Source organism: Pseudomonas sp. TYF_14 (genome assembly GCF_043105275.1).
Lineage (GTDB): Bacteria > Pseudomonadota > Gammaproteobacteria > Pseudomonadales > Pseudomonadaceae > Aquipseudomonas > Aquipseudomonas alloputida.
The window spans coordinates 287,746-299,521 of the sequence record NZ_JBICLK010000061.1; the positions used below are offsets into that span (position 1 = coordinate 287,746).

General features: G+C 58.6%; 10 protein-coding genes. All 10 read right to left on the reverse strand.

All coding sequences use genetic code 11. The features are described 5' to 3' along the window. Window positions 1-47: 47 nt before the first annotated feature. Complete coding sequence (locus ACF8O8_RS17555; RefSeq protein ID WP_392510066.1) at window positions 48-1,589, reverse strand: carboxylesterase/lipase family protein; 1,542 nt, start codon at window positions 1,587-1,589, stop codon at window positions 48-50. A 94-nt stretch (window positions 1,590-1,683) separates the two neighbouring features. Next, window positions 1,684-3,183 (reverse strand): aldehyde dehydrogenase family protein, encoded by a 1,500-nt coding sequence (locus tag ACF8O8_RS17560; protein WP_392510067.1) that lies wholly within the window; start codon window positions 3,181-3,183, stop codon window positions 1,684-1,686. Between the two features lie 78 nt (window positions 3,184-3,261). Then, on the reverse strand, window positions 3,262-4,089 hold the full coding sequence (locus ACF8O8_RS17565) for an SDR family NAD(P)-dependent oxidoreductase (RefSeq protein WP_392510068.1): 828 nt from the start codon (window positions 4,087-4,089) through the stop codon (window positions 3,262-3,264). Between the two features lie 116 nt (window positions 4,090-4,205). Continuing rightward, window positions 4,206-5,213, reverse strand: coding sequence for a phytanoyl-CoA dioxygenase family protein (locus ACF8O8_RS17570; RefSeq protein WP_392510069.1), 1,008 nt, complete (start codon window positions 5,211-5,213; stop codon window positions 4,206-4,208). A gap of 146 nt (window positions 5,214-5,359) precedes the next feature. Further along, window positions 5,360-6,109 (reverse strand): SDR family NAD(P)-dependent oxidoreductase, encoded by a 750-nt coding sequence (locus ACF8O8_RS17575; RefSeq protein ID WP_392510070.1) that lies wholly within the window; start codon window positions 6,107-6,109, stop codon window positions 5,360-5,362. 41 nt (window positions 6,110-6,150) lie between these two features. Next, a complete protein-coding gene (gene cysN / locus ACF8O8_RS17580; RefSeq protein ID WP_392510071.1) occupies window positions 6,151-8,055 on the reverse strand; it encodes a sulfate adenylyltransferase subunit CysN in 1,905 nt (634 codons plus the stop codon). Further along, window positions 8,055-8,957, reverse strand: a complete 903-nt coding sequence (gene cysD / locus ACF8O8_RS17585; RefSeq protein ID WP_392510072.1) for a sulfate adenylyltransferase subunit CysD — start codon at window positions 8,955-8,957, stop codon at window positions 8,055-8,057. The genes cysN and cysD overlap by 1 nt, the downstream gene beginning before the upstream one ends. Continuing rightward, window positions 8,950-9,726: a 3'(2'),5'-bisphosphate nucleotidase CysQ gene (locus tag ACF8O8_RS17590; RefSeq protein ID WP_392510073.1), complete on the reverse strand. Its 777-nt coding sequence runs from the start codon at window positions 9,724-9,726 to the stop codon at window positions 8,950-8,952. The genes cysD and ACF8O8_RS17590 overlap by 8 nt, the downstream gene beginning before the upstream one ends. A gap of 30 nt (window positions 9,727-9,756) precedes the next feature. Further along, window positions 9,757-10,920, reverse strand: a complete 1,164-nt coding sequence (locus ACF8O8_RS17595) for a sulfotransferase family protein (RefSeq protein ID WP_392510074.1) — start codon at window positions 10,918-10,920, stop codon at window positions 9,757-9,759. 60 nt (window positions 10,921-10,980) lie between these two features. Continuing rightward, window positions 10,981-11,769: an SDR family NAD(P)-dependent oxidoreductase gene (locus ACF8O8_RS17600; RefSeq protein WP_392510075.1), complete on the reverse strand. Its 789-nt coding sequence runs from the start codon at window positions 11,767-11,769 to the stop codon at window positions 10,981-10,983. Between the last annotated feature and the right edge of the window lie 7 nt (window positions 11,770-11,776).

Genomic DNA, 11,776 nt, shown 5'->3' on the forward strand with positions numbered 1-11,776 from the left:
TCTCCTGAACAATTGATCACGCATTTGTTCTTTTATGTGAACGATGTTCAATTTATCAGCTTATCGCGAGGCGAACAATGCTTATGCCGCTCAGTCGTTAGCTTCATGGATTCCGCCAATCCCGGCATTACATCCCGCCCAGCCCACGCCGTGTAACGTTCGGGCTCTGGTGCGCTGATGACTGATTCTCGCAAGTCAAATAGTCGTACGCTCGGGGTATTGGTGGTGTATTGCGGCCAGCCAGGCAGAGGGCAACCACTCCTCACGAAGTGCACCCAGTTGGCTTTCATCGAATTGCCGAGCGCCCCTCGCGCGCCGCGCATCGGGCCGCCTCTGATAAGGAAGCCAAAGATCCCCCGCACCGGCCACAGGAATGCAAGGTCGAGCGCATGACAGGCTCCCAGCAGCGGATGGCGGTAGTCGAATCGGTAGAACCAGGTAGGATTAGCTGCGCTGTGGCGCTCGGCAAAATGCCGCGTGGGCAGTATGAAGTTAAGATCCGAGGCTAAGGCACTCTGGCCTTCCCGTGTTCGGGGATAGCTGGCCAGAATACGCTCGACCTGATCGGAAGGAAGCTGGCTACGCAGTAGCTTTTCCATATCTAACCAGCGGACGGGCACCAGTTTGTTGCCCGGAAAAATTTCGAATCTACGCGCCTCATCCAGGTTGGCGCCGGCCAGCAGAGGTACCGGCGCGGTAGGCGCCGCATGTGCCTCCGCCAGTGAACCTGGTAACAAGTCGCCATCGAACCATGGGCTAGCAGGCAGTGCGTACGGCTCTTGCGAGTTGATCGCGGCCTGGGCTTCTAACAATTGCTCGAGGCTAACTTGACGCAAAGTATCAATCGTTACCGTTTCAAGCCCAAGTAACTTCGCATAGCGACGTCCAATCCCCCGACTTTTTTCACGATCCTGTATGAGATTCACTGCCCCGCTTTGCATGATGGCGCCATGGAACAGTGGCCAGGCTTTCGAACTAAGCATCAGCAAAGACACGCTAACGGATCCAGCAGATTCACCGGCAACGGTAATGCGGGTCGGATCACCGCCGAATGCCTGAATGTTAGCGCGAATCCACTCTAACGCGGCGATCTGATCGCGAAGTCCTAGGTTGGAGGGTATTTCAGGAAGGTCAAATGCCTCAGCGAAATTCGCGAATCCGAGGACGCCCAAACGGTAATTCAGGGTTACCACCAGCATGTCGCCGAGGGCCGCGAGTTCTGCGCCGTTATAGGGGTTGCTTCCGCCGATCAGGAAGGCGCCACCGTGGATCCAGACCATTACGGGCTTGAGCTCTGAACTTTTTCCTACGGGTGCCCAGATGTTAAGGTTGAGGCAGTCTTCCCCATAGTCGGGCGATTCCACCTGAGCACGCTTGGCTTCGCTGCCGCGCCTTTGTGGGCACTGAGCGGCGAAATGTATCGCGGGCCTGGTACCTTCCCAAGGCGTTACAGGCAGAGGCGGACCGAAGCGCTCCGCCTGCGCATACGGGACCCCCAACCAGCTTGAAATTTCTCCGTCACGCGCCCCCTGCAGGTAGCCCGACTCAGTTTTTCGGATCCCAAACAGCTCTGTAACTGCGGCCTTCATAACGCCCTCTCTCCCTGTGCTGGATCATGAATTGGTCTTAATCTGAGCGACATTCAAAATCATGAAACCACCGTGCGGGCGATGCTTGCGCTCCTTAACTTGGTGAAATACTGACACCCACACCTTTGGTGCGTATGAACTCATCCAAGCCAGCTTTGCCGCCCTCCCGACCAAAGCCTGAATTCCCTAATCCGCCGAAAGGCGAGCCCGGATGGAGTGTTGGCGTCGCGCGATTGACATATACAGTCCCAGCGTGCAGGCGATCGACCAGGCGCTGGGCAGTATTGAGGTTGGTGGTCTGAATGTATGCGGCCAAGCCGTACTCAGTAGCATTTGCCAGGGCTATGGCTTCCTGCTCATCATGAAACTTCAAGGCGCATAGCACCGGACCGAAAACTTCCTTCTGCGCAATGGAGGCATAAGGGTCGACATCTGCAATCAGCGTGGGCGGAATGAAATTACCGGGGGTACCTGCAGTTGTCGTCCCATTGAAGAATCGGCCAGCACCGCTTGCACGCGCGGCGTCGATCATGTCCTGTACACGCTCGCAGGCATTGGCATTGATTAACGGTCCGACGATCACGTTTTTGTCGAGCGGGTCGCCGTAAGGTATATGTTCAATAGCGGTTTGAAGCGCATCGATAAAGCGCTCGTAGATCGCCTCATGGATGATGAGTCGCGTAGGTAAGGCGCAGCCCTGCCCACTGCTGGACAACCCAAACGCAGCGCAGTACGCAGCGGTGGCGTCAATATCCACATCGGGGAACACTACATTCGCCGATTTGCCTCCTAACTCGAATACCAAGGGTTTGAGGGTATCCGAAGCCGAACGCATGATTGCACGCGCTGCATTCGGCCCTCCTGTAAATGAAATTTTGTCGACACAAGGATGACTCACGAGTGCAGCGCCTGCCGCAACTCCTCCTGGCAATACGTTGATGACCCCAGGTGGCACACCTGCTTCAAAGGCCAACTCCGCGAAAAGCTGGGAGCTGAACGGCGTGAACTCAGCCGGTTTGATGACAACGCAATTGCCGGCCGCAAGCGCAGACGGGACCTTCATGGCCAACGACAACAAGGGAGCATTCCAAGTGATGATATGCCCCACGACACCATACGGCTCAGGCACTGTGTACTCGAAGTGGCCGCCTCCCGCGGGGCTTCCCGTTACCAGTCCTTCTATCTTGTCCGCCCAGCCGGCGTAGTAGCGCACCCAGCTGCTGACCCGAGGTGCAATGCCCTCGACCATAGTGCTGATTGGAATACCGTTTTCGACCACTGCTATCTGGGAAAACCGTTCCATGTTCTGGTCGATCAGGTCTGCGAAACGGTCGAGAATCAACCGGCGGTGGGCTGGTTTCATGAGACGCCATCCTGGGTATGCGGCGCGAGCCGCAGCCACTGCCTTATCCACTTCGTTCCGTCCGGCCAGGGGTATATCTCTCTGGAACTGGCCTGTGGCGGCGTTACAGTGGCTGAAAGTCCCACCACTCCCTCGAACAATGGCCTGTTCACCGATCAATAGCTTGACTTCAGGCAGTGTCGAGGCAATTGCTGCGTGCGCCGCAGCGCTTGGAGCGATGAATTTCATCATCGTTGGAATTCCTTTCTCGATGCCTTATTGAATGGCTGTTGATGCCCTGCGCGACAGCTTTCTCGACCCCTGTCGGCGCTATTGCGCTGCGCCAGCCTCGATCAATGCATGGGCAGACAGAGGGCCGATTTCGGTCACTCCGCCGTCTACCGGGAGGTGCACGCCGGTGATGAAGCGCGCCTCATCACTGGCCAGGAAGCGCACGGCTAACGCGACATCCCATCCATCACCCTCGATACCCAGTGGGCCGACATTCCGCCGTTTGACTCGCATCTGTTCGGGTAGCAGCGACATCGCCAGCGGGGTGAGTACGTGGCCAGGTGCAACTGTGTTGGCCCGAATGCCTTGACGGCCATACAGCACCGTCAGCTCGCGCGCCAGTGCTGCCATGGCAGCTTTCGAAGGACCGTAGGCAATACTGCCGTGTGCGCGTATGCCCGCAATCGACGAAATGTTGATGATCGAGCCCCCGCCGTTCTGGGTCATTGCAGGCACCGAGTAACGACTCATCAGCATCGCGCTGGTCAAGTTGATGTTAAGCACACGCGTCCATGCATCTTCATCGTCTGCCTCCAGAGCGACCGGTGTAGCCACACCCACATTGTTCACCAGGATGTCGAGGCGGCCATAACGGCTCATGGTTTCCTCGACGATTCGGGCACAGTCATCACGCAGAGTGACATTTGCGCTGATAATGAACGCTTCAGCGCCCATGCTTTCTATCTGCTTGAGCGTGTCTTGCGCGCGCTGAGCGTCCAGGTCCACAAGGCACACTTTGGCCCCTTCCCCGGCGAGGACGACTGCAATTGCACGACCAATACCAATGCCGTCGCCTTCGGCGCCAGCGCCGGTGACGATAGCGACCTTACCGGCCATCGTTGAGTTGTATTGTTTGGGTTGAGGCATTATTCAGCACTCCAGATGCGAGCAGGTATTCAACCGGCAGCCGAACACCCCGCCGCGGCGCCCTTAAAAAGAGCTTCGCGCCGGGGCATTAATGACAAGCCCGCCAGGTAAAGGGGTTAGTGGATGGACCGCACCAGTGTTGCGACCAGTCCATCGTCGCTATTGACCAGCACTGTCTCGCCGATCTGGAAAGTTTTCGGGATATCATCGCCCTCGCGCTTCTTCCCGTCCGTCCCGCGCACATAAGTCTGCGGTACGATCGCAAAGCCCTTGTCCTGCTGAGTGCGCTGGTCACGCAAGGTGACCTGATCCGGCGTAATGCTGAGTACCTGTCCAATCGATGGCACCTTGCCCGAGGCTTCGGTGACGCGGATATCCATGGACATCCGGAAGCGGTCTTTCGACAAATTGGTCAAGCCACTGTGGGGCAGATTCAAATCGAAGATCACAATGTCGCCCGGTTCGAAATCAGCCCGCTTCCAGCCTTCTATGGGAATAAGGTCGGCCGGAATAGGGAATGAGGGAGGGTTGGTCACGTCATGCAAGATGGGGCCGCGGTGCGCGCCCTCAACCCAGGCGCAGCCACCCACTTCATCGTCAACCGTATCGATTGGCACCCAGCAGATTTTCATTTCCAGGCCGCGACTGTAGAAGCCATCCTGGTGAGGGTAGATGAAGCGGTTCTGGCCTGGATCCTCTACCGGTGGATTGGCTCGGTATTCTGCAATCGGCAGCCAGAACGGATCGTCACCAAGCAGCTCTTTCACGGTCGCGACGATCTTGGGGTTTTCGGTCAGCATGCGATGCATGTCGTTGTGGTTGAATTCGCTGACACGCGCGAGCTCGGCGGGGGAGACACTCTTGCCTTCAAAGCTGGAGCCGTTATAACGATTTTCGGTAACGCCTGGGTCAATCAGGCCATGGCGCTGCAGATAATCAATCCAGCGAGCACGCATTTCACCGATGACGCCCTTGTCCAGGACCCCTTTGAAGTACCAATAACCATCACGCTCCCACGCCTGATCAAGGGCTTTGCGGTCGCCGAGCAGGTGATTGGCAGTTTTCAATTGGCCCATTTTTTTGGGCGGGTTCAACGGTACGGTTTGTGCGTTGTTATTGTTCATACACCGTCTTTCCTTCTGACTTGAGTTCAGTCAACCAGGTTGATGATGTCCCATGCTGACATCGGAATTCGGGCCTCAATTAGTGTCGAATTCAACATAATTAGGGGGTGAATTCGACACGTCCTTGGCTGAGTTGTATCCATTGATTACGCTCCCGCTGTGCGGCCATCATCGATCACCTGCATTGCGCCGGTTATTCCTGCTGCTTCGTCACTAGCCAGGAACAGCGCCAGGCTTGCCACTTCGTGCGGTTCGATCATGCGGGCGCTGGTTCGCGCTAACAGGCTGGCCATACTCTCATCGGAAAGCCCCTCAAAAATCGACGTACGCGTCATGCCTGGACAAATGGCGTTAACGCGGATCCGATGGGGTCGATACTCCAATGCCGCGGCCCGCGTCATCATCAGCAGCGCCCCCTTGGATGCCAAATAGGCGATGGAATTGGTGGTGGCTGAAAAAGCACCGACAGAAGCGGTGTTTATGATCGAACCCCCACCTGAGGTCATCATCAACACCAAGGCGCTTCTCATCATCAGGAACGCACCCCGCTGGTTCACATCGATGACGCGATCCCAATCCGTGAGGGTCACTTCATGAGTGGGTACCCGCTGCGTGGGGCCGATACCGGCGTTGTTGGCCAGCACATTGAGCCGGCCATAGCGCGCATGAACATGCGCGAATAATGCTTCGACCGCCGCTGGGTCACTCACATCGCACGGCCATGACTCGAAACTGCCCATGGCGTTATCCCCCGTACCAGACGGCACAGGCTCGACCGTATCAAGGTCCACGGCTATTACCCGCGCGCCCTCCTGCACGAACCGTTGCGCCATTGCCCGGCCAATACCCGCTCCCGCCCCTGTGACCACTGCTACCTTGCCCGCAATTCGAGCCATGGAAATACCCTCCGATTGATCTCGTCCCAGCGCAACGATCCTTATCGTGCCACCACGCCCCGCTCACGCAGGCAGGCAACGATCTGCTGGGCAGCATCCACTGCGCTCTGGCTTGTCGTGTCGATATAGACTTCCGGCGAAAGCGGAATCTCGTAGGGCGAATCGATGCCGGTGAAGTTCTTCAACGTTCCCTGACGCGCTTTTTTGTAAAGCCCTTTGGGATCACGCTGCTCCACCACTGCCAATGGGGTATCGATAAAGACCTCGACGAACTCACCTTCTTCCACAAGGCTGCGCGCCAATTCGCGCTCAGCCCTGAACGGTGAGATGAATGCACTGATGACCACCAGCCCTGCATCGACCATCAGGTGGGAAACCTCGGCGATACGGCGGATATTCTCGACCCTGTCAGCGGCCGTGAATCCAAGGTCTTTGTTCAGGCCATGTCGTACATTGTCACCATCAAGCAGGTAGGTACGCACACCAAGCGCATGAAGCTGCTGCTCGACCAGGTTGGCAATGGTGGACTTGCCCGTGCCCGAGAGCCCTGTCAGCCAGAGAACGACAGGCTTATGGCCACTGAGCCGGCTACGGGCAGCCTTGTTCACTTCCACTGCCTGCCAATGAACGTTTTGCGCTCTGCGCAGGGCAAACTGCAGCATCCCCGCCCCGACTGTGAGGTTGGTGATACGGTCAATGACGATGAAGCTGCCCATGTCACGATTCTGGTTATAAGGGTCAAACGGCTGAGGTCGGTCAAGCGCCATATTGCAGACCGCAATATCGTTCAGCTGCAGTGTCTTGCCCGGTAGATGCTGCAACGTGTTGACGTCGACAAGGTGCTTCGGCGTCGAGAACGTTGCGTTGACTGTGCTTGCACCCATCTTCAGCAGATAGGGGCGGCCGGGCAGCATCTCGTTGGCGTCCATCCATACCAGCGTGACCTGGAACTGGTCCGAAACCTCTGCCGGATCGTCTGCTGCAACCAGTACGTCGCCGCGGCTGATATCGATCTCGTCTGCCAAGGTGACGGTAATGGACTGATGCCGCTGTGCGAGAGCCAGATCTCCGTCGAAGGTAACAATGCGTTTGACCGTACTGCAATTACCCGATGGCAACACCCGCACATTGTCACCTGGCCTGAGCGAGCCCCCCAGCATGCGGCCGGAGAAACCCCGGAAATCGAGATTGGGCCGATTGACCCATTGCACCGGCATGCGCAGAGGGGCGTCGTTACTCACATTGCCAATGTCGACGCTTTCCAGGTATTGCATCAGGCTGGGCCCTGCATACCAAGGCATATTGGGGCTGGGTTCGGTCATGTTGTCGCCCTTGAGGGCAGAAAGCGGGATGCTCTGGATGCAGCTGAACTCCAGTTGGTGAGCGAATGTACGGTAGGCCTGATCGATACGCTCAAACACTTCCTGTGCGTAATCGACCATGTCGAGCTTGTTCACCGCTAGCACCACATGCTTGATGCCGATCAGTGATACCAGGTAGCTGTGGCGAAACGTCTGGGTCAACAGGCCTCGGCGAGCATCAACCAGGATGATCGCGACATCGGCAGTGGATGCACCGGTCACCATGTTGCGGGTGTACTGCTCATGCCCGGGGGTATCCGCGACGATGAACTTGCGCTTGTCGGTGGAAAAGAACCGATAGGCGACATCGATGGTGATGCCTTGCTCGCGCTCGGCGCTGAGCCCATCGACCAGCAGGGCAAAGTCCAGCTGGTCGCCCTGGGTGCCAGACTTGCGGGAATCTGCTTCCAGGGCGGTCATCTGGTCTTCGAGCAAGGCTTTCGCTTCATACAGCAGGCGGCCGATGAGCGTGCTCTTGCCATCATCGACGCTACCGCAGGTAATGAACCGCAAAAGCGTCTTTTGCTCGTGAAGGTTGAGGTACTGCTCGATGTCTTGCTCGATGAGTGCAGTGTTTGCGTTCATTAGAAGTACCCCTCGACTTTTTTCTTTTCCATAGAGCCTGCACTGTCGTGATCGATCACGCGCCCTTGGCGTTCAGTGGTGGTGGACAGCAGCATTTCCTGGATGATGGCCGGCAGCGTGTCTGCCTGAGATTCCACCGCCCCGGTCAACGGGTAGCAACCCAACGTGCGGAAACGAACACTGCGCATTTGCACGCTCTCGCCGTCTCGCAGTGGCATGCGCTCGTCATCCACCATGATCAGCGTGCCGTCGCGCTCTACCACCGGCCGCTCAGCGGCGAGATAGAGCGGCACGATGGGGATGTTCTCGCGGTAGATGTACTGCCAGATATCCAGCTCGGTCCAGTTGGAAAGCGGGAATACGCGGATGCTTTCACCTGGGTGTTTGCGCGCGTTGTACAAACGCCACAACTCCGGGCGCTGGGCCTTGGGGTCCCAACGTTGCTGGGCTGAGCGAAAAGAGAACACCCGTTCCTTGGCACGGGACTTTTCCTCATCCCTGCGTGCGCCGCCGAATGCCAGGTCAAATTTGTGCAGGGCCAGCGCCTGCTTCAGCCCTTCGGTTTTCCACATGTCGGTGTGCAATGCCGAGCCGTGGGTGAACGGATTGATGTTCTGCGCTTCGGCCTCGGGGTTGCGATGAACCAGCAACTGCATGCCCGATGCTTTCGCCATCTCTTCGCGCATCTGATACATCGCCTGGAATTTCCAGGTGGTGTCTACATGCAACAACGGGAACGGCGGGCGAGACGGAAAGAACGCTTTGCGTGCCAAGTGCAGCATCACGGCGCTGTCCTTACCGATTGAGTAAAGCATTACCGGGTTTTCTGACTCCGATACCGCTTCACGGAGAATATCGATGCTTTCTGCTTCAAGACGTTGCAGGTGGGTCAAATCAGTCATGCTGGAGCTCCTCGTGCCGCTGGCACTCGGCAATGGTCGAAAGGAGAGCGGCTGCAACCTCTGGCCGGCAGATCAGGAGGTCGGGCATAAACACGTCACGCTGGTTGTAGCTGCAGGGCCTACCGTCAATGCGCGAGGCATGCAGCCCCGCCGCCAGCGCCACACCCACGGGGGCGCAAGAATCCCATTCGTACTGGCCGCCCGCGTGCAGATAGGCGTGGGCCTCACCACGCACCACCGCCATGGCCTTGGCGCCTGCCGACCCCATGGGCACCAATTGCGCGTTCAGCCGCTGTGCAACCTGCTCGGCGATCCGCGGCGCTCGAGTGCGGCTCACCAGAATCTTCATGCCCCCTACTGGCGCTGGAGGTAGAGCGATTGACGCAGCTGCGCTGAACACCTGGCCCAGGCCAGGCAGGCTCACAGCACATGCCGCGGCGACTTTGCCGTCCTTGACCAAGCCGATGTGCACGGCCCAATCCAAGCGGCCTTCCGCGTATTCCCGGGTGCCATCGAGCGGATCGACAATCCACACCCTTTGCTTGTGCAAGCGAGCATCGTCGGATGCCTCTTCTTCTGAAAGCAGGCCGTCATCAGGGCGATGCCTGCGCAACAAGTCGGTCAGCAAGGTATTCGCCAGGCGATCACCATGCGCGCCAAGGTCGCTACTCGATAACAGGCCATGCTCCCTCAGCTTGAGCAGATGTTCGCCGGCAGCGGTTGCCAGCCGTAACGCCAGTTCGGCGTCGTCTATAGTCGGATCGGCCATCGGGATACCTCTTGAAGTACAGGAAGTGGCTCAGGCCAGTGCCTGGCGCTGGATATAGGGGGCGAACCGTTGATTGATCAGGTCTGGGTCCAAACCATAGGTTTCAGCGCTATAGCGATGCTCACCGTGGCGGGCTTCTGGCGCAGCGGTTATCCGCGCAAGCATCCGCGCGTGCGCTTCATCGCTTAAGGTCAGGCCGAAGTGCTCGTAGATGGTCTGGATTACAGCCATCGGTTGCCGCTGGATGTCCTGTTGCAGAATGTCCAGGAACTGCCCTGGCGCCCTGGCTCTTGCGCGGTGAGCGTCCTCCACTGCCGCTCCCCAGTAGCTGGCTTCACGCTCACCGATCGCCTGAGCATCAACGCCCTCCTCCAGAATGCCGCGAGCTTCACGAAGCACACTGCACAGCGAAGGCAGTGCGCTGGCCGGGGCACGATGGGTCTGGATCACGCAAGCATCGGGAAACACGTCCAGCAAGTTGCCGACCTGGGCCACGTGCCCTGGGTTCTTCAACAGCCAGGTCTTCTCCGGGCTGTTGGCGCCGATCAATTGAATGACCTTGCGAAGACGCCGATAACTGCTCGCCTCGCTCTGCTCCAGCCACCAGCGGTCGTAGTCAGGTACACGCAGGGAAGAGCCGAAGAAGTTGCTGCAAAAGTTCTGCTTCAGCACTTCCAGGCATTCGTCCACGTCATCGGCTCGCATGTCATGGGCGGCACGCATGTGTGGCGCCGCTGCGAAAAACTGTTCGAGACCGGCGGCGCAAGCCTGGTACCAAGGGTTCGCGGCCCAAGTGGCGCGCTCTGGCCGCGGCATCGGAAACGCAGTGAGCCAGCGCTCCATCCCTTGGAATTGCGGGTCCATCGACAACAGCTTATGAAGTGCCGTGGTGCCCGTGCGCGGGATGCCGATCACGATCAGCGGGCGCGTTACTGGATGCTGCAAACAGGTTGGATGGTCTTTCCAGCCCTGCTGGCTGAGCAAGCGTGAAATCAGCACGCCGGCCAGCATGTTCCAGGCAAACTCGCGGCCACCAGGCTTGAAGACCGGGCCATTGTCATCCAGGGCAGCCAGCAGCCGTTGCAAGCCCGGGAGGTATTCAGCAGGGTCACCAAAGTCTGTCAAACCCGTTGCGGCGCTGGCGGCGGCGTGCAACTGCCCCTCCGCGCCCTTGAAGTTGGCGGATATCGTCACGATGTTCATCTCGTTAGCTAGTGATAGAAGGTGGCGGACGCCACGTTGCGGTCGCTGCAGTTACCCGGGCCGGGCGGTAGCGATAGCGGCCTGAATTTCGGCAAAGGTAGGATTGCGGCGCAGCGTCAGGCCGCCATTCACTTGCAAGGTCTGGCCGGTCATGAAGCACCCCTCGCCGGCCAGGAACAATGCCGCTTGGGCGATATCGTCCACGGTGCCCAAGCGGCCCAGCGGGTACTCCCGCTCGAAGGCCTGGCGCACGCCGGGCACTTCGGTGAAGCCTTGGGTCATTCCGCTCTCGGTCAGGCCTGGGGCGATGCTGTTGATACGGATACCGCGCACCCCGTACTCATCGGCGACCGCCCGCACTACATGCTCGCCGGCGGCCTTGCAGGCGCCGTACAACGTCTGGTCCTGGAAACCGATACGGGCGATGGCCGACGACAGCATGATCACCGAGCCCCCATCGGACATCGCTCCCAGCATGCTTTGCAAAAACTGGAACGAGCCTTTGAAAACAGTGCGATAAACCTGGTCCAAGTCCTCCTCGGTGGTCTCGGCAAACGGCTTGCTCAACCCCATGCCTGCAGCATTGACGGCAATGTCCAGCTGACCGTAGCGTTGCAATGTGATCTCGGCCAGGCGCTCAAGGTCAGCCTGACAGGTCACGTCGCATGCCAGGCAACTGCCGCCTATATCCCATGCAAGTTGCTCCAGGGGAGCGATGCGCCTGGCCGCGACCACTACCTTGGCGCCATGCGCCGCGAACAGTCGGGCGATAGCGCTGCCCATGCCCGGATTAGTGGAGGCACCCAGCACGACCGCCACCTTGCCATTGAGTTGTTCCATGCTGGCC

Bases quoted from the DNA above. Each gene is read 5' to 3' on its own strand.
- ACF8O8_RS17600 (WP_392510075.1), bottom strand. From the start codon at position 11,769: ATGGAACAACTCAATGGCAAGGTGGCGGTCGTGCTGGGTGCCTCCACT.
- cysD (WP_392510072.1), bottom strand. From the start codon at position 8,957: ATGACTGATTTGACCCACCTGCAACGTCTTGAAGCAGAAAGCATCGAT.
- ACF8O8_RS17590 (WP_392510073.1), bottom strand. From the start codon at position 9,726: ATGGCCGATCCGACTATAGACGACGCCGAACTGGCGTTACGGCTGGCA.
- ACF8O8_RS17560 (WP_392510067.1), bottom strand. From the start codon at position 3,183: ATGATGAAATTCATCGCTCCAAGCGCTGCGGCGCACGCAGCAATTGCC.
- cysN (WP_392510071.1), bottom strand. From the start codon at position 8,055: ATGAACGCAAACACTGCACTCATCGAGCAAGACATCGAGCAGTACCTC.
- ACF8O8_RS17555 (WP_392510066.1), bottom strand. From the start codon at position 1,589: ATGAAGGCCGCAGTTACAGAGCTGTTTGGGATCCGAAAAACTGAGTCG.
- ACF8O8_RS17570 (WP_392510069.1), bottom strand. From the start codon at position 5,213: ATGAACAATAACAACGCACAAACCGTACCGTTGAACCCGCCCAAAAAA.
- ACF8O8_RS17565 (WP_392510068.1), bottom strand. From the start codon at position 4,089: ATGCCTCAACCCAAACAATACAACTCAACGATGGCCGGTAAGGTCGCT.
- ACF8O8_RS17575 (WP_392510070.1), bottom strand. From the start codon at position 6,109: ATGGCTCGAATTGCGGGCAAGGTAGCAGTGGTCACAGGGGCGGGAGCG.